Raw genomic sequence first — 17,342 nt, 5'->3', positions numbered from 1 at the left:
GGGCGCTTATTCGGCTCACCGCCTGAACACCCTCCCCCGCTCATTTGCCCAGAATCCCCATGTCTGCTAGTGTCCCGCCGGTTTACCGTCTACCGGAATAGCCGCCATGGCCCGCAAAAAAGTTGCACTCGATTTCGAACAATCCCTCGCCGACCTGCAAACCCTGGTCGAGCGGCTGGAGAACGGCGAGTTGTCGCTGGAAGACTCGCTGACGGCGTTTGAGCAAGGCATCGGCCTGACCCGTGACTGCCAGAGCGCGCTGGCGCAGGCGGAGCAGAAGGTGCAGGTGTTGCTGGAGCGTGATGGGGAGTTGGCCGAAGAACCTTTCGATGCGGAACAGCCCGAATGATCGACGCGTATCAGGCCAGTAGCCAAGCCCGGGTCAATGCGGCGTTGGAACCCTTGTTTGTTGCGCCAAGCCCCGAACTCAAGCGTCTTTATGAAGCCATGCGCTACAGCGTGATGAATGGCGGCAAGCGCGTGCGTCCGTTGCTGGCCTATGCAGCGTGCGAAGCCTTGGGCGCAGCCGCCGAACAGGCCAACGGCGCGGCCTGTGCGGTGGAGTTGATCCACGCCTACTCCCTGGTGCATGACGATTTGCCGGCGATGGACGACGACGATTTGCGTCGCGGCCAGCCCACCACCCACAAAGCCTTCGATGAAGCCTGCGCGATCCTCGCCGGTGATGGCCTGCAAAGCCTGGCGTTCAGCGCACTGCTGGACCCGACATTGAGCAGCGTGAATGCCGAGATCCGCTTGCGCATGGTCACCGCCCTGGCGATGGCGGCAGGCCCGGCCGGCATGGTCGGCGGCCAGGCCATCGACCTCGGCTCGGTCGGCCAGAAGCTTGATCAACAGGCGCTGGAATACATGCACCGCCACAAGACCGGTGCCCTGATCGAGGCCGCCGTACACCTGGGAGCACTTGCCAGCGGGCGGGCCGAAGCCGCTCAGTTGGCCTCGCTGAAGACCTACGCGCGGGCCATTGGCCTGGCATTCCAGGTGCAGGACGACATTCTCGACGTAGAAAGTGACACGGCCACCCTGGGCAAACGCCAAGGCGCCGATATCGCTCGGGACAAACCGACTTATCCTGCGCTGCTCGGGCTGCAAGCCGCCAAGGCCTATGCCCTGGAACTGCGCGACCAAGCCCTGGATGCCCTGCGACCTTTCGACGCGGCTGCCGAGCCACTGCGTGACCTGGCGCGGTATATCGTCGAACGTCGGCACTGATAACGGCGGCCTTTGCGGCCGCATATCGGCCAAGTTCGGCGCTCCGCGTGGGCAGTTTGCGATGCTTGAGGTAAACTGCCGCCTCTTCTATACCTATAACGATTCGCCTGATGCCCACGACGTTTCAAGAGATTCCCCGCAAGCGCCCGTCCACGCCCCTGCTCGACCGTGCTGTCACGCCGGCCGGCCTGCGTCGACTCGGTGAAGCCGAGCTGGAAACCCTGGCCGATGAGTTGCGCCTGGAATTGCTCTACACGGTCGGCCAGACCGGTGGGCATTTTGGTGCCGGCCTGGGCGTCATCGAGCTGACCATCGCCCTGCATTACGTGTTCGACACCCCGGACGACCGGCTGGTGTGGGACGTGGGCCATCAGGCGTACCCGCATAAAATCCTCACGGGCCGCCGCGAGCAAATGGGCACCCTGCGCCAGAAGGACGGCATTGCCGCCTTCCCGCGCCGCGCCGAGAGCGAGTACGACACCTTCGGCGTCGGCCACTCCAGCACCTCCATCAGTGCCGCGCTGGGCATGGCGATTGCCGCCCGCCTGCAAGGCAGCGACCGCAAGGCGATCGCGGTGATCGGTGATGGCGCGCTGACCGCCGGCATGGCGTTCGAAGCGCTCAACCATGCACCGGAAGTGGACGCCAATATGCTGGTGATCCTCAACGACAACGATATGTCGATCTCGCGCAACGTCGGTGGCCTGTCCAATTACCTGGCCAAGATCCTTTCCAGCCGCACGTATGCGAGCATGCGTGAAGGCAGCAAGAAGGTGCTCTCGCGCCTGCCCGGCGCGTGGGAAATTGCCCGGCGCACCGAAGAGTATGCCAAGGGCATGCTGGTGCCCGGCACGCTGTTCGAAGAGCTGGGCTGGAATTACATCGGCCCCATCGATGGTCACGACCTGCCGACCCTGATCGCCACGCTGCGCAACATGCGTGACCTCAAGGGCCCGCAGTTCCTGCATATCGTCACCAAGAAAGGCAAAGGCTTCGCCCCGGCGGAAGTCGACCCGATTGGCTATCACGCCATCACCAAGCTGGAACCCCTGGACGCTCCTGCCGCCGCGCCGAAAAAGGCCAGCGGGCCGAAGTACTCCGGTGTGTTCGGCGAATGGCTGTGCGACATGGCCGCCGCCGACCCGCGCTTGGTGGGCATTACCCCGGCGATGAAGGAAGGCTCCGACCTGGTGGCGTTCAGCGAGCGTTTCCCGCTGCGCTACTTCGACGTGGCAATTGCCGAGCAGCACGCGGTCACGTTTGCCGCCGGCATGGCCTGCGAAGGCGCCAAGCCAGTAGTAGCGATCTACTCCACGTTCCTGCAGCGTGGCTACGACCAGTTGGTGCATGACGTGGCAGTGCAGAACCTCGACGTACTGTTCGCCATCGACCGCGCCGGCCTGGTGGGCGAAGACGGCCCGACCCACGCCGGCAGCTTCGACCTGTCCTACCTGCGTTGCATCCCCGGCATGCTGGTGATGACGCCAAGTGATGAAAACGAACTGCGCAAGATGCTCAGCACCGGCCACCTGTATAACGGCCCGGCCGCCGTACGTTACCCGCGCGGCAATGGCCCGAATGCGGTGATCGAAAAGGACCTGGAGCCTATCGAGATCGGCAAGGGCATCGTGCGTCGCCAAGGCAGCAAGACCGCTTTCCTGGTGTTCGGCGTGCAATTGGCCGAAGCGCTGAAAGTCGCCGAGAAGATCGACGCCACCGTGGTCGACATGCGTTTCGTCAAACCGTTGGACGAAGCCTTGGTACACGAGATTGCCGGCAACCATGAGCTGCTGGTGACCGTCGAAGAAAACGCAATAATGGGTGGCGCCGGTGCGGCGGTCAGCGAGTTCCTGGCGCGGGAGAATATCCTCAAGTCGGTGCTGCACCTGGGCTTGCCGGATGTGTATGTCGAACACGCCAAGCCGGCGCAGATGCTGGCCGAGTGTGGGTTGGATGAGGCCGGCATTGAGGCATCGGTGCGCGAGCGCATGGCACTGCTGGGCCTGTAGAAACCGGATCAACATGTGGGAGGGGGCTTGCCCCCTTCCACATTTGATTTGCGGCACCTTCAAATGCCATGGACAGCCGATGAAACATCTTAGTCTCACCTTGCCCCTGTTACTGCTGACCTCCCCGGAACTACTCGCCGACACCCGCGACGACGCACTGAAACTTCCCAACGTGGTCATCAGCGCCAACCGCCAGGTCCAGGCGCGCAACGACAGCAGCGCCGCCAACACCGTGTTCACCCGCGACGACATCGACCGCCTGCAACCCACCAGCCTCACTGACCTGATCAGCCGCGTACCCGGCGTGCAGGTAGCGCCTACCGGTGGTCGCGGCAGCCTGCCGGGAATTTATATCCGTGGCACCAAATCCGCACAAAGCCTGGTGTTGGTGGACGGCCAGCGCATTGCCAATAGCACCTCCGGCGACAGCGGCTTGCAATACCTGAACGTCGACCAGATCGAACGGGTGGAAGTGCTGCGCGGTTCACGTTCGGTAATCTACGGCAGCGATGCGATTGGCGGGGTGATCCAGGTGTTTACCCGGCGCAATGCCGGGCAAGGCCTGCAACCGCGTCTGAAGCTCGGGTTTGGCAGCAACAAGACCTGGGAGCGCAGCCTCGGCCTGTCCGGTGGCGATGAATACACGCGCTTCAACCTAGGCGCGAGCCTGGATGAGACCGCCGGCATCAACTCGACGCACACCTCATTCCCCAGCGATGGCGATCATGACGCCTACCGCAACCAGTCCCTCAGCCTGAACCTCAGCCATTCCTTCAGCGATGCGCTGGAGGCGGGGTTCAACCTGTTGGATAACCGCGGCAAGTCGGAGTACGACAACAGCTTTGGCCGCTACGACGTCGCCATCGGGCAAACGGTGGGGCAAAAGCCCTACACCGACTACACCCTGAGTAGCGCCAGCGGCTATGTCGACGCCACGCTCAACGAGCGCTGGCAATCGCGCCTGGAGCTGGGCCATAGCGAGAACCGCGACACCAAGCGCGACACCCTCAGTGATGACTTCAGTGTGTTCAACACTTACCGCGACTCGGTCAACTGGCAGAACGACCTGACACTGAATGAGCAGAACAGCCTGATTCTCGGCGGTGACTGGTACGAGGACCGCTTCCACGGCTCCACCACCCTCACCGAAAACAGTCGCTGGAACCGCGCGGCCTTTGTGCAGCATCGCTTCCATGGCGAATGGTTTTCCACCGAGCTGGGCCTGCGGCGTGACCAGAACCAGCAGTTTGGCGGGCAGAACAGCTGGAGCGGCACGCTCACGTTGCCAGTCAACCCGGACAACGACCTGCTGCTGAGCTACAGCGAGGGCTTCCGCGCCCCGACGTTCAATGACCTGTATTACCCGGACGAATACGGCTTCAAGAACAGCAACCCAAACCTGAAGCCCGAAACCTCGAAAAGCTACGAAGTGCAATGGCGTAGCCAACTCAGCGACACCAGCCGCCTGGAAGCTTCGCTGTACCGCACCGATATCCAGGATGCGATCGTGTTCGGCAGCGACGGCCCGCAAAACGTCAGTTCGGCGCGCATCAACGGCTTCGAAGCCGCGCTCAAGCAAGAGCTGTTCGGCTGGCAAGGCAGCCTGGGACTGGCACTGATTGATCCACGAGACCGCGATTCCGGACGTACGCTGGCGCGTCGCGCCAGGCGCACCGTGAGCCTGGACCTGGATCGCCAATTCGACCAATTCGGCGTCGGCGCCAGTTGGCAAGCGGTCAGCAGCAGCTACGACGACGCGAAGAACCAGCAACCGTTGGCTGGCTATGGATTGCTCGGGCTGCGCGCCACTTGGACGCTGAACCGTGAAGTCACGCTGAGCATGAAGCTCGATAACTTGCTGGACAAGGCCTACAGCCGGGCACTGTATCAGTACCAAGGCCAGCAATATGGCTACCGGGAAGAAGGCCGGGCGCTGATGGTTGGCGTGACCTGGACGCCGGACCTCTAGCGGGGCGCGATTACCTCACACAATCGGGCTACGGCTTCCAGCATCTGCCCGCTGGGCCGCTCCAGGCCTTTATCCGGCACCCGTCGCACCCGCTCAGCCATCGTCGGCCAGACCTTCCAGGCCTCCTTCTGCGCCTGGTCGCCCACCAGAATCATCTCGGGGTCACGCTGCAACACTGATTCGATGCTCACCTGCGGCGCCGGCAGCTTGAGGTCATCAAATACATTGCGCGCGCCGCACACCCTTAACGCATCGCTGATGATCTGCCCGCCACCCACGGTGAACAGCGGCTTATTCCATACCTGGTAAAACACGCGCAATGGCTCGGCGCGCTGATAGCGCTGTCGCAGCTCGGCCAGGCGTTGGCGCAACTGCGCGGCCAACTCTCGACCCGCGTCAGCGCGGCCCAATTGCTCGGCAATGGCCTGGACCTGGGTGGTGAGCTGTTCAAGACTATGGGGTTCGGCGACGTACACCGGGATATTCAGGCGCTGCAATTGCTCACGCTGGGCCGGGCCGACGCTGCCGGGCCAGAGCAGGATCAGGTCGGGCTTGAGGCTGATCAGGCGCTCCATGTCCAACTGACCGTAATGCCCCACTGACGGCACTTGCGCCAAGGCCGCCGGGCGTTCGCCGCCGTCGAGCACGCCCACCAGCACATCGGCTGCGCCCAGTTCGACCACGATTTCAGACAGGGACGGCGCCAGGCTCACCACTCGCTCGGCCGCCAGCGCCTGGGCACTGAATACCAGCAACACGGCCAGCCAGTGGCGAATCATCCCAGTTGACGGGGAATGCGGTAGAGGAAGAACAGCACCACGGTCGACAGCGCCAACAGAAACAGTGGCACCGCTTCCAACCCGACGAAGACCGACAACGCCCCGATCCAGGCCGGTACGGCAGCAACCAGCAATGCCGTGCGCCGACGCGCCGCCAGGGTGATCCAGGCAGCCGGTTCTTCGGGGGTATCGAGGGCTTTGGAGGTGGCAATCAACGCGTGTTTATAGCCGTTGAAGTAGCGCAGGCTGAGGAACATCGAGGCCACGCCGGCAATGAAGAACGGCATGGCCAGCACCGGCAGCAGGGATTCGGCCTGGCCGAACACCAGGTTGAGCACAAACAGGGGGAGCAGCGCCAGGGCCAGGTACTGCCACCAATTGAAGGACAGTCGCCGTTTCACCTGGCCTCGGGTCACGCGCGGTCGACCTCGCCCTGGTGCTCGTTGCCCATCATATGGTCGAGCTTGCTGGCCTTGGTGGCCAGGTAGAGTTTGTTGTGCGGGTTGTGCCCGGTGTGCAGCGGCACACGCTCGGCCACAGTGATGCCCATCTCGGTCAAGGCTTTGACCTTGCGCGGGTTATTGGTCATCAGGCGCAGGGATTTGACGCCCAGGTGCTCGAGCATCGGCAAGCAGATCGCGTAGTCACGCTGGTCGGCGGCAAAGCCCAGGCGCTCGTTGGCCTCGACGGTATCGGCGCCGCCATCTTGCAGCTCGTAGGCGCGGATCTTGTTCATCAGGCCAATGCCACGGCCTTCCTGGCGCAGGTACAACAGCACACCACGGCCTTCACGGGCGATCGCGCGCATGGCGGCCTCCAGTTGCGAACCACAGTCGCAACGCTGGCTGAACAACGCATCACCGGTCAGGCATTCGGAGTGCACCCGGCCAAGCACCGGTGCGCCATCGGCGATATCGCCCAGGCTGAGCACGACGTGCTCGCGCCCGGTGGCTTCTTCGAGAAAGCCGTTCATGGTGAACGTGGCAAAAGGGGTAGGCAGCTTGGAAGCGGCGACGAAAACGACGGGCACCGTGTGCTCCTGATTTCAGTTTTTACAGAGGCGGCCATTGTAACAGCAGGTTCCTACAGACGCTTAAGCTGAATTATCGCTGATAAAGATCAATAGGTTCGATTGGCCTTCGACCTGGTTCTATGCACGTCAGAACGGATAGGGTTGTTTCCAGCGCTCGAATATCGGCTTTAACTCACCGCTTTTCACCAGGGCCGCCATGCGCTGGTCAAAGACAGCCATCAAGCCCCTGCCCCGTTCGTTATCGGCAAACCCGATGTACAACGGCAGTTCGGCAATCGGCGTCAGCGTGAACTTCGAGTGATCATCCGCCTGACTGAGCACGTACTTGGCCTCGGCCAACGCATCAATGTAGAAGTCCGCACGGCCGTGTAGCAGCATTGCCAAAATGCCATCGCGACGCTCGACCTGGTTGAAACGGCGCACATTGGGCAAGTACTCCTCGTACTTGTAGCCGCGCACCCAGGCCAGGCGGTAGTTACCCAGCGTGGCTACGGTGGGCGTCGGTAGGCTGGCCAGCCCCAGGGCGTAGATGTGGTCGGAATCGAAGTTCCAGTGGGGGTACAACACACCTTCGGCTTCATTGCGGTAGGAACCGACCCAACCATCCACCTCGCCGCGCTGGGCCAGGCCGACCGAGCGCGTGTAGGGCACGGAACGGGTCTGCAAGTTGATGCCGGCCGGCTCGAAGACCTGACGCAGTACGTCCCAGGCCAGGCCCGTGCCGTCTTTGTTGGTGTAGTCGCTCCATTCCTCACTCGCCAGCATGACCTTGCCGGGCACGTCCTGCGCCTGGACCACCGCTGTGAAGACACACAGCACGATCAGCAGCCAACGGCGCACATCCATGGTGACGACCTCCTACAGGGCCTTGCATCCGTGATAACGCTACGAAGGGTAGCGCAGCTTGCCGATTCAGGGTGTCTCGCGAAAATGCTGATAACCACGGATGGCCGGGGTGATGTCCTGCCCGCGGCCATCGAGCAACGTGACGCCCTGCCCCGCGTCGACCCGGCCGATCACATGGATCGGCCAGCCATCAGCCAGCAACGGCGCCAGTTCGACAGGTGGCAGGGTGAACACCAGTACATAGTCGTCGCCCCCACTCAGGGCTGCCACGCGCGCGTCATCATCGCCGACAAACGACAACAGTGCCTGGGACATTGGCAACCGCTCGCGTTCGATCAACAGGCTGACCTTTGACGCCATCGCGATATGCCCGCAATCGGCCAGGAGCCCGTCGGAAATATCCATCGCAGACGTAGCCTTGCCACGCAGCGCCAGACCCAGGGCCAACTGCGGTCGGGGCGACCAGTAATGAGCGAGCAACGGCTCGGCGATGGCTGCGTCGGCGCTGCGCTGGCCCAATACCAACGGCAAGGCGCCGGCGGCATTGCCCAGCTCGCCGCCGACACACAGCAGGTCACCCGGCTGTGCACCGCTGCGGGTCAAGGCTTGCCCGGCCGGCACGCGGCCGAACACGGTCAGCGTCAAACTCAGGGGGCCACGGGTGGTATCGCCGCCCACCAGACCCACGCCACAGTTTTGCGCCATGAGGTTCAACCCCTGGGCATAGCGTTGCAGCCAATCGGCATCGACGGTTGGTGTGGTCAGGGCAAGGGTAAATGCGAGGGGGTTGGCGCCCATGGCCGCCAGGTCGCTCACCGCCACGGCCAACGAGCGCTGCCCCAGCAGGAACGGGTCACAGGGGTCGGCAAAATGCACCCCGGCGACCAAGGTATCGGTGGAGATTGCCAATTGCTCCCCAGCGGGAAGCGCCAGCAAGGCGCAGTCATCGCCGATCCCCAGAGCAATGCCTTCGCCGCCCTGCGCACAAGGCGCGGCGGCGAAGTAGTTGCGGATCAGCTCAAACTCGCCCATTCAGGTTTCAAGCGCGATTCAGCGCTTGTACGCCTTCACTTCGGCTTCACGCAGGCGCGGCGCCAGCTTGTCGAGCACGCCGTTGACGAACTTGTGGCCGTCGGTCGAACCGTAGACTTTCGCCAGTTCGATACCTTCGTTGATCACCACGCGGTACGGCACGTCGACGCGATACAGCAGCTCCCAGGCCGACAGGCGCATCACGCACAGCTCAACCGGGTCCAGCTCTTCGATGGTCAGGTCCAGGCAAGGCGCCAGGGCGGTGTCGATCTCGGTCAGGTGCGCGTGCACACCGTGCAGGATGTCGTGGAAATACGGCAGGTCGGCAAAGGTGAAATCGTTGTCGACGCGAAACTGTGCTTCGATCTCGTTCAACGACGCGCCCGCCAGGTGACGCTGATACAGCGCCTGGGTCGCCAACTGACGAGCAGCGCGACGCTTCTCGTTCTTCGAAGGCTTGCCAGCATCGGCTGGACGTGGCTCGCGCGGGTTGAAGTTGTCGCTCTCGTCGGAAATCACTTGGCCTCCAACTGCGACAGCAGGCTGACCATTTCCAGGGCGGACAGGGCCGCTTCAGCGCCTTTGTTGCCGGCCTTGGTGCCGGAACGCTCGATGGCTTGCTCGATGGAATCCACGGTCAGCACGCCGAACGCAACCGGTACGCCGAACTCCATGGACACCTGGGCCAGGCCCTTGGTGCATTCGCCAGCCACGTATTCGAAGTGCGGCGTGCCGCCACGAATGACCGCGCCCAGGGCGATGATCGCCGCGTATTCACCCTGTTGAGCAACTTTCTGCGCAACCAGTGGAATTTCGAAGGCGCCAGGGGCACGGATGATGGTGATGTCGCTTTCGCTCACACCGTGGCGAACCAGGGCGTCAACGGCACCGCTTACCAGGCTTTCAACCACGAAGCTGTTGAAGCGGCCAACCACCAGGGCATAGCGGCCTTTGGGGGCGATGAAGGTACCTTCGATGGTCTTCAGGGTCATTCGACAAATCTCTTAAAGAGCCGGGACGCGTGTATGACGCGTCCCTTAGTGATATTTGAACCGCGAACAAGGGGCGAAAATCGCCGGCCTTTATTCGGAGGGCACGTATTCTACTACTTCCAGGTCGAAACCGGATATCGCATTAAATTTCATCGGTGCGCTCATCAGGCGCATTTTGCGCACGCCCAGGTCACGCAGGATCTGCGAACCGGCCCCGACGATGCTGTAGGTGGTCGGTTTTTTCACCGGCGTGTGGTCCGCCGTTTCGCGGATATGCGCCAGCAGCACATCGCCATCCAGCGGGTGACCGAGCAGCAGCACCACACCGCTGCCAGCCTCGGAGACCGCAGCCATGGCAGCGCGCAGGCTCCAGCGACCCGGTTGCTTGACCATCAGCAGGTCGCGCAATGGGTCCATGTTGTGCACACGCACCAGGGTCGGCTCTTCGGCGCAAATGGTGCCCAGGGTCAACGCCATGTGCACGTCGCCTTCCACGGAATCACGGTAGGTCACCAAATTGAATTGGCCCAGTTCGCTGTCCAGTGGCTGCTCGGCAATCCGCTGAACGGTACGTTCGTGGATCATGCGGTAGTGAATCAGGTCGGCAATGGTGCCCACCTTGATGTTGTGTTCGGCGGCAAAGGCTTCGAGTTCAGCACGACGGGCCATGGTGCCGTCGTCGTTCATCACTTCGCAGATCACGCCGCAGGGCTCGAAACCGGCCATGCGCGCCAGGTCGCAGGCGGCTTCGGTGTGGCCGGCACGGGCCAGGGTGCCACCCGGCTGGGCCATCAGCGGGAAGATGTGGCCGGGGCTGACGATGTCTTCGGCCTTGGCGTCCTTGGCAGCAGCGGCTTGCACGGTGCGGGCGCGGTCGGCGGCGGAAATGCCGGTGGTGACGCCGGTAGTGGCCTCGATCGATACAGTGAACTTGGTGCCAAAACCCGAGCCATTGCGCGGCGCCATCAACGGCAGCTTGAGCAATTCGCAGCGCTCACGGCTCATTGGCATGCAGATCAGCCCGCGGGCGTGCTTGGCCATGAAGTTGATGTGCTCGGCCTGGCAGGCCTCGGCGGCCATGATGATGTCGCCTTCGTTCTCGCGGTCTTCGTCATCCATCAGGATGACCATCTTGCCTTGGCGGATGTCTTCAACCAGTTCTTCGATGCTATTGAGCGCCACGCGGCACCCCCTTGGTCAGGATTTCAGGTAGCCGTTAGCGGCCAGAAAACTTTCGGTGATGTTCCCGGTTGCAGGCTCTGCGGCCTTTTCGCCCAACAACAGGCGCTCCAGGTAACGGGCAAGCAAGTCCACTTCCAGGTTCACCCGGCGACCTGGCTGGTAAGACGCCATGATGGTTTCGCTGAGGGTGTGGGGAATGATGGTCAGTTCAAATTCGGCGCCGTTCACGGCGTTCACGGTGAGGCTGGTGCCATCGACGGTGATCGAGCCTTTGTGGGCGATGTACTTGGCCAGCTCTTTGGGCGCGCGGATGCGGAATTCCACGGCACGCGCGTTTTCGCTGCGCGCTACCACTTCGCCGACGCCGTCGACGTGGCCGCTGACCAGGTGACCGCCGAGGCGGGTGGTCGGGGTCAGGGCTTTTTCCAGGTTCACCGGGCTGCCGGCCTTGAGGTCGTTCATCGCGGTGCAGTCCAGGGTTTCCCGGCTGACATCGGCGGCAAAGCCGTTGCCCGGCAGGTCGATGACGGTGAGGCACACGCCGCTGACGGCGATGCTGTCGCCCAGCTTGACGTCGCCCAGGTCCAGCTTGCCGGTTTCAACCAGCAGGCGCACGTCGCCGCCTTTGGGGGTCATGGCGCGGATGCTGCCGATGGATTCGATAATGCCGGTGAACATGGCCTTCTCCTGGAAAACGGGACGGGCACTTGAGCGCCCGGTCAGAATTATACGCTCGCGGGTGGAAGCGGGATGGCAGTGACTCGCCAGTCGTCGCCTACAGCGCGCATTTCAGTGATCTTGAGTTGGGGGGCATCGGCCAGTTTCTCAAGCGGCCAGTCCAGCAAAGGCCGGGCGGCGGAGCCCAGGAACTTGCCGGCGACGAATATCACGTACTCATCTACGAGGCCTTGCTGGGCAAAGGCCCCCGCCAGGCTTGGGCCTGCCTCTACCAACACTTCGTTGACGCCACGGGCGGCCAAGGCGACCAGCGCCGAACGCAGGTCGACCTGGCCATCGACGCCGGGCACCACCAGGCACTCGGGGCCACGGGGAAACTGGTTTTCCGGGGTCACGCAGGTGATGACCAGCGCCGGCCCGGCCTTGAAGAACGGTGCGTTGAGCGGCACGCGCAAACGGCCATCGATCAGCACGCGCAACGGCGGGCGCGACATGGCCAGCGCAGTGGTGGCTTCGTCCAGGCCGAGTTCGGCGGCGCGCACGGTCAGGCGGGCGCCGTCGGCCAACACCGTGTCGGCGCCGGTCAGCACCACACTGGCCTCGGCACGCAGGCGCTGCACGGCGGCGCGGGCCGCAGGGCCGGTGATCCATTGGCTTTCGCCGCTGGCCATGGCAGTGCGGCCGTCCAGGCTCATCGCCAGCTTGACCCGCACGAAGGGCAGGCCGTGCTCCATGCGCTTGAGGAATCCCGGATTCAACGCGCGGGCCTGGGCTTCCAGCACGCCACTCAAGACCTCGATCCCGGCTTGCGCCAGGCGCTGCATGCCGCGCCCGGCCACTTCGGGGTTAGGGTCCTGCATGCCAGCCACGACACGGGCGACACCGGCCGTGACCAGGGCATCGGCGCAAGGCGGCGTACGCCCATGGTGGCTGCACGGCTCGAGGGTCACGTACACCGTGGCGCCACGGGCCTTGTCACCGGCGGCACGCAGGGCGTTGGGTTCGGCATGGGGTTCGCCGGTGCGCTCATGCCAGCCTTCGCCGACAACCTGCCCATCGCGCACGATCACACAACCTACACGCGGGTTGGGATGGGTGGTGTACAAGCCTTTGCGCGCGAGTTCCAAGGCGCGGGCCATGTAATGGGCGTCGAGCACCGCTTGTTCGGCAGACGGTGGGTTCATTCTTTGGCAGGCTCCCGGGCCAGACGGTCGATCTCTTCGCGGAACTCATTGAGGTCCTGGAAGCGTCGATACACCGAGGCGAAACGGATGTAGGCGACTTCGTCGAGCTTTTGCAGCTCGCCCATCACCAACTCTCCTACCACCAGGCTCTTGACCTCGCGCTCGCCGGTCGCACGCAGCTTGTGCTTGATGTGCACCAGCGCCGCCTCTAGCCGCTCGACACTCACCGGGCGTTTTTCCAGGGCACGCTGCATACCGGCGCGCAGTTTTTCTTCGTCGAAAGGCTGGCGGCTGCCGTCGGATTTGATCAGGCGCGGCAATACCAGTTCGGCGGTTTCGAAGGTGGTGAAACGTTCACCGCAGGCCAGGCATTCGCGCCGGCGACGCACTTGATCGCCCTCGGCGACCAGACGCGAGTCAATGACCTTGGTGTCGTTGGCACCGCAGAAGGGACAGTGCATGGTAGGCAGGCAACAAATAAAGGGAGGGCCATGGTAGCGCATCCCCGTGGCAAGACAAGCCATAGCCTTTACGGTATATAGGCTGACTATTATGTTTCATATTTTTCAAGCCACGGATTTTGTCCTTTCTGGAGCCGTACATGCAGTTACGACCACTTGTTTTGCTCACCCTGTTCAGTTTCCTGGTCGCCTGCAGCAGCGAAGCCCCCAAACCGACCACGCCTCAACCGACGCCCGCGCAAGAGAAAAAAGTCCCGGGTATTGAAGACCTCGGCCCCCTGCCCGTCTATCAGCGTGAAATCAGCGGCAGCCTGACCAACATTCCGGCCGGTGCCGAAGTGGAGATGGCGCTGTTGGTGATCGACGACCGCTCGCGCCCGCAACAATTGCTGGCCAGCAGCGTGCTGACCGGCAACGGCAAGCCCCTGGCCTTCCGCCTGCGCTTCAATCCTGAAGCGTTCCCGGCTGGTGCCCGGGTTGAATTGCGCGGTCGCGCCAGCCAGTCCGGCCAGTTGATCCTGCACCTGCCCGCCGTGCGCATCACCCAGGCGATCACCCAGACCACCGGCCCCCTGCAACTCGTCAAGGCCCCATGACACCACCGCTTGGTCTGCAAGCCGCCCTCAGCGCACTGATCGGCGACGCGCAATTGGTGCCCTGCCCGCTGCCAGGCACTGAGTTGTCGTTATGGCTGCTGGATGCGGACAACATGGACCGCGCCTTCAGCCCCGAAGAAACCCGGCGCATCCTGCATGAACCGCCGTACTGGAGTTTTTGCTGGGCCAGTGGCTTGGCCTTGGCGCGCTATCTGGCGGCGAACCCTGAATGGGTCGCCGGTAAACGTGTGCTGGACTTTGGCGCCGGCTCCGGTGTCGCCGGGATTGCCGCCGTCAAGGCAGGCGCCCTGGAAGTGGTGGCCTGCGACCTGGACCCACTGGCGCTGGCGTCCTGCCGGGCGAATGCCGAACTCAATGGCGTAGAGCTGGGTTATTCGGCGGATTTCTTCGCCGAAGCCGATCGCTTCGACCTGATCCTGGTGGCCGACGTGCTCTACGACCGCGCGAACCTGCCGCTGCTGGATCAGTTCCTGACCCGTGGCCGCGAAGCGCTGGTGGCGGATTCGCGGGTGCGGGACTTTCAGCACCCGGATTATCAAAGGCTGGAGATCCTTGATGCGCTGACGTTGCCGGATCTGGCGGAGCCTTGGGAGTTTCGCAAGGTGAGCCTGTACCATTCGCGGCGCCAGCCCTTATAGTTGCCCCATTCCCGCTTTATTCGAGACGCCCCATGAGTGAGCCCACGCCGTATATCTTCGACGTCACTACCGCCAACTTTGACCAGGCAGTGATCCAGAACTCTTTTGAAAAACCCGTACTGGTAGATTTCTGGGCCGAGTGGTGCGCGCCGTGCAAAGCATTGATGCCACTGCTGGCGCAGATTGCCGAGAGTTATCAGGGGGAGTTGCTGCTGGCCAAGGTGGACTGCGAGGCCGAGCAGGATATCGTTGCACGTTTTGGCATTCGCAGCCTGCCGACGGTAGTGTTGTTCAAGGATGGCCAGCCGGTGGACGGGTTTGCGGGGGCGCAGCCGGAGTCGGCGGTGCGAGCGATGCTGGAGCCGCATGTGCAGATGCCACCGCCGGCTGCAGCCGATCCGCTGGAACAGGCTCAAGCACTGTTTGCCGAAGGTCGCATCAGCGACGCCGAAGCAGTGCTGGTGGCGCTGCTGGGCGAAGACAACACCAACGCTGGCGCGTTGATCCTGTACGCACGTTGCCTGGCCGAGCGCGGTGAATTGGGCGAAGCCCAGACCGTGCTGGACGCGGTGAAAAGCGACGATCACAAGGCCGCCCTCGCCGGGGCCAAGGCGCAGATCACCTTCCTGCGCCAGGCAGCCGACCTGCCGGACGCCGCCGACCTGAAAAGCCGCCTGGCGCAAAACCCGCAGGACGATGAAGCGGCCTACCAGTTGACGATCCAGCAACTGGCGCGCCAGCAGTACGACGCGGCACTGGAAGGTTTGCTCAAGTTGTTCATCCGCAACCGCAGCTACAGCGAAGGCCTGCCGCACAAGACCTTGCTGCAGGTGTTCGAATTGCTGGGCAACGATCACCCGCTGGTGAGCGTGTACCGTCGCAAGTTGTTTGCCGCGTTGTACTAGTCGCCGACCCAGCTGTACAGCGGCGTATCCGCGCCGCTGCTGACCTTCACCTTGGCGCTATGACGCAGGCGCACCAGCAGGCGCTTGCCCGCCGAGGCGTCGCCAGCCAAGCCTTCCAGTTGATCGAGCAACTCCAGACCGCTGAGCTGGCCGGCCTTGCGCAACAGGTCCTGGGCGCCCTGCCACAGGTCGTCATTGGGTTTGACCGGAGCCACCGGCGCGGCGGTCGCGCTGGCAACGGGCGTGGCCTGCAATTGCGCGCCCAGGCGGGCCCAGTCGCCGTCATCCAGCTCCAGGGTCAAGTCCACCGGCAAGTCGCCAACGGTTCCACGAATTCGCAACATCGTCCTCACTCCTGCACTTTTTCTGACGGGCATGCTCCCATGCGGCTTGCGCAACGCCAAGCGGGCGGTCAAACTCTGACGCTATTGTTATAAGATCACATAACAAAACTTTCATGTTCTGGAGTCTTCCCATGCGCCGTCTGTTGCTTGCTTTGCCGTTCGCCCTGCTGCCATTGGCGGTTGCCCATGCTCATGACGAGCACGACCATGAACATGGCAGCCTTGGCGCGCACGAGCATGGCGTCGGCCGCCTCAACGCGGTACTCGACGGCCAGGCCCTGGAGCTTGAACTGGACAGCCCGGCAATGAACCTGGTGGGTTTTGAACACCAGGCCACCACGCCTGCCGACAAAGCCAAGGTCGCCGCCGCACGCAAACAACTGGAAAACCCCGTAGCGTTGTTCAACCTGCCCAAGGCCGCCGGGTGTGTGGTCAGCAGCCAGGAACTCAACAGCCCGCTGTTTGGCGACAAGCCCGAAGCCGACCATGACGACGATGATGATGACGCCAAAGACGGCGCCCACGAGCATCATCACGACCACAGCGAAATCCACGCCCACTACCAGTTCACCTGCGCCACGCCGACTGCGCTGAGCAACCTGGACCTGACCCAGGTGTTCAAGACCTTCCCCGCCACCCAGAAAATTCAGGTACAACTGATCGGCCCGAGCGGCCAGCAAGGGGTTGAAGCAACGGCCACCGCAGCCACCCTGAAATTCTGAGTTCACATGACCCACGCATTGATCGAACTGTCCGGCCTGGGCTTCAACTGGCCCGGCCACCCGCAGTTGCTGGACATCCCCGCGTTCCGCCTGGAAGCGGGGGAAACCCTGTTTCTCAAGGGCCCGAGCGGCAGTGGCAAAACCACCCTGCTCGGCTTGCTCGGCGGTGTGCAGAAACCCAGCCAGGGCAGCATCCGCCTGCTCGGCCAGGAGCTGACCGAACTCTCGGCCGGCGCTCGCGACCGTTTTCGCGTCGACCACACCGGCTATATCTTCCAGCAGTTCAACCTGCTGCCGTTCCTGTCGGTGCGCGAGAACGTCGAGTTGCCTTGCCACTTCTCCAAATTGCGGGCGCAACGCGCCAAGCAGCGCCACGGCAGCGTGGATCAGGCCGCCGCCGCCCTGCTCGCGCACCTGGGTTTGAAAGACAAAAACCTGCTGGAACGCCGCGCCGACTCGCTGTCCATCGGCCAGCAACAACGTGTCGCCGCCGCCCGGGCGCTGATCGGCCAACCGGAGCTGGTGATCGCCGACGAGCCCACCTCGGCCCTGGACTACGACGCCCGCGAAGCTTTCCTGCAACTGCTGTTCGCCGAATGCCGCGAAGCGGGCGCCAGCCTGTTGTTTGTCAGCCATGACCAGAGCCTGGCCTCGCTGTTCGACCGCAACCTGTCGCTGGCCGAACTCAATCGCGCCGCCACGCCCGCAGAGGTTTGAG

The 17,342-nt window shown here is 63.2% G+C and carries 21 protein-coding genes; 9 read left to right on the top strand and 12 right to left on the bottom strand.

Annotated features, from left to right (window positions below):
* Positions 1–106 precede the first annotated feature (106 nt).
* From BFN10_RS12140 to BFN10_RS12125, 4 genes are all read left to right on the top strand, one after another.
* Positions 107–349 carry an exodeoxyribonuclease VII small subunit gene (locus BFN10_RS12140; RefSeq protein WP_003176346.1) on the top strand — a complete coding sequence of 81 codons (243 nt, stop codon included), beginning with the start codon at positions 107–109 and terminating at the stop codon, positions 347–349.
* Positions 346–1,233, top strand: coding sequence for a (2E,6E)-farnesyl diphosphate synthase (gene ispA / locus BFN10_RS12135; RefSeq protein WP_071489867.1), 888 nt, complete (start codon positions 346–348; stop codon positions 1,231–1,233). Before BFN10_RS12140 ends, ispA begins: the two co-directional genes overlap by 4 nt.
* A gap of 110 nt (positions 1,234–1,343) precedes the next feature.
* Positions 1,344–3,242 (top strand): 1-deoxy-D-xylulose-5-phosphate synthase, encoded by a 1,899-nt coding sequence (dxs, locus tag BFN10_RS12130; protein ID WP_071489866.1) that lies wholly within the window; start codon positions 1,344–1,346, stop codon positions 3,240–3,242.
* 79 nt (positions 3,243–3,321) lie between these two features.
* The gene (locus BFN10_RS12125; protein ID WP_071489865.1) at positions 3,322–5,211 is read left to right on the top strand and encodes a TonB-dependent receptor domain-containing protein; all 1,890 of its coding nucleotides are present in this window, start codon (positions 3,322–3,324) and stop codon (positions 5,209–5,211) included.
* Here BFN10_RS12125 and BFN10_RS12120 read toward each other — a convergent pair.
* The 11 genes from BFN10_RS12120 to nrdR form a co-directional block, all read right to left on the bottom strand.
* Positions 5,208–5,990: a cobalamin-binding protein gene (locus BFN10_RS12120; protein ID WP_071489864.1), complete on the bottom strand. Its 783-nt coding sequence runs from the start codon at positions 5,988–5,990 to the stop codon at positions 5,208–5,210. The two genes, BFN10_RS12125 and BFN10_RS12120, sit on opposite strands and share 4 nt — an antisense overlap.
* On the bottom strand, positions 5,987–6,406 hold the full coding sequence (locus tag BFN10_RS12115; protein ID WP_071489863.1) for a nuclear FMR1 interacting 1 family protein: 420 nt from the start codon (positions 6,404–6,406) through the stop codon (positions 5,987–5,989). The genes BFN10_RS12120 and BFN10_RS12115 overlap by 4 nt, the downstream gene beginning before the upstream one ends.
* The gene (gene ribA, locus BFN10_RS12110; protein WP_016978544.1) at positions 6,403–7,020 is read right to left on the bottom strand and encodes a GTP cyclohydrolase II; all 618 of its coding nucleotides are present in this window, start codon (positions 7,018–7,020) and stop codon (positions 6,403–6,405) included. The genes BFN10_RS12115 and ribA overlap by 4 nt, the downstream gene beginning before the upstream one ends.
* Before the next feature lie 129 nt (positions 7,021–7,149).
* A complete protein-coding gene (locus BFN10_RS12105) occupies positions 7,150–7,869 on the bottom strand; it encodes a substrate-binding periplasmic protein (protein ID WP_071489862.1) in 720 nt (239 codons plus the stop codon).
* A gap of 66 nt (positions 7,870–7,935) precedes the next feature.
* Complete coding sequence (gene thiL / locus BFN10_RS12100; RefSeq protein WP_071489861.1) at positions 7,936–8,901, bottom strand: thiamine-phosphate kinase; 966 nt, start codon at positions 8,899–8,901, stop codon at positions 7,936–7,938.
* A gap of 18 nt (positions 8,902–8,919) precedes the next feature.
* The gene (gene nusB, locus BFN10_RS12095) at positions 8,920–9,420 is read right to left on the bottom strand and encodes a transcription antitermination factor NusB (protein ID WP_010206836.1); all 501 of its coding nucleotides are present in this window, start codon (positions 9,418–9,420) and stop codon (positions 8,920–8,922) included.
* Positions 9,417–9,893, bottom strand: a complete 477-nt coding sequence (gene ribH, locus BFN10_RS12090) for a 6,7-dimethyl-8-ribityllumazine synthase (protein WP_003176356.1) — start codon at positions 9,891–9,893, stop codon at positions 9,417–9,419. Before ribH ends, nusB begins: the two co-directional genes overlap by 4 nt.
* A gap of 90 nt (positions 9,894–9,983) precedes the next feature.
* Positions 9,984–11,075, bottom strand: a complete 1,092-nt coding sequence (gene ribBA / locus BFN10_RS12085) for a bifunctional 3,4-dihydroxy-2-butanone-4-phosphate synthase/GTP cyclohydrolase II (protein WP_071489860.1) — start codon at positions 11,073–11,075, stop codon at positions 9,984–9,986.
* A gap of 15 nt (positions 11,076–11,090) precedes the next feature.
* Positions 11,091–11,753, bottom strand: coding sequence for a riboflavin synthase (locus tag BFN10_RS12080; protein WP_071489859.1), 663 nt, complete (start codon positions 11,751–11,753; stop codon positions 11,091–11,093).
* 47 nt (positions 11,754–11,800) lie between these two features.
* On the bottom strand, positions 11,801–12,937 hold the full coding sequence (gene ribD, locus BFN10_RS12075; RefSeq protein ID WP_071489858.1) for a bifunctional diaminohydroxyphosphoribosylaminopyrimidine deaminase/5-amino-6-(5-phosphoribosylamino)uracil reductase RibD: 1,137 nt from the start codon (positions 12,935–12,937) through the stop codon (positions 11,801–11,803).
* Entirely contained in the window at positions 12,934–13,398 is a 465-nt protein-coding gene (gene nrdR, locus BFN10_RS12070; protein WP_010206843.1) for a transcriptional regulator NrdR, read from the bottom strand. The genes ribD and nrdR overlap by 4 nt, the downstream gene beginning before the upstream one ends.
* A gap of 140 nt (positions 13,399–13,538) precedes the next feature.
* On the opposite strand from nrdR, the gene BFN10_RS12065 reads away from it, so the two are divergent.
* Genes BFN10_RS12065 through trxA form a run of 3 tightly spaced genes read left to right on the top strand, consistent with a single transcriptional unit; the run spans position 13,539 to position 15,558 of the window.
* Positions 13,539–13,994 (top strand): YbaY family lipoprotein, encoded by a 456-nt coding sequence (locus BFN10_RS12065; protein WP_071489857.1) that lies wholly within the window; start codon positions 13,539–13,541, stop codon positions 13,992–13,994.
* Positions 13,991–14,653, top strand: a complete 663-nt coding sequence (locus BFN10_RS12060) for a class I SAM-dependent methyltransferase (protein ID WP_071489856.1) — start codon at positions 13,991–13,993, stop codon at positions 14,651–14,653. Before BFN10_RS12065 ends, BFN10_RS12060 begins: the two co-directional genes overlap by 4 nt.
* Before the next feature lie 32 nt (positions 14,654–14,685).
* On the top strand, positions 14,686–15,558 hold the full coding sequence (gene trxA / locus BFN10_RS12055) for a thioredoxin (protein ID WP_071489855.1): 873 nt from the start codon (positions 14,686–14,688) through the stop codon (positions 15,556–15,558).
* Here the strand turns inward: trxA and BFN10_RS12050 are convergent.
* Complete coding sequence (locus tag BFN10_RS12050; RefSeq protein WP_071489854.1) at positions 15,555–15,902, bottom strand: hypothetical protein; 348 nt, start codon at positions 15,900–15,902, stop codon at positions 15,555–15,557. The genes trxA and BFN10_RS12050 overlap by 4 nt on opposite strands.
* Positions 15,903–16,033: 131 nt before the next feature.
* Here BFN10_RS12050 and BFN10_RS12045 point away from each other — a divergent pair, with 131 nt between their 5' ends.
* Positions 16,034–16,624 carry a DUF2796 domain-containing protein gene (locus BFN10_RS12045; RefSeq protein ID WP_071489853.1) on the top strand — a complete coding sequence of 197 codons (591 nt, stop codon included), beginning with the start codon at positions 16,034–16,036 and terminating at the stop codon, positions 16,622–16,624.
* 6 nt (positions 16,625–16,630) lie between these two features.
* On the top strand, positions 16,631–17,341 hold the full coding sequence (locus BFN10_RS12040) for an ABC transporter ATP-binding protein (RefSeq protein ID WP_071489852.1): 711 nt from the start codon (positions 16,631–16,633) through the stop codon (positions 17,339–17,341).
* Position 17,342 lies beyond the last annotated feature (1 nt).

Source organism: Pseudomonas extremorientalis (assembly GCF_001870465.1).
GTDB lineage: Bacteria > Pseudomonadota > Gammaproteobacteria > Pseudomonadales > Pseudomonadaceae > Aquipseudomonas > Aquipseudomonas extremorientalis.
This window is presented reverse-complemented; position numbering and strand designations above follow the sequence as displayed.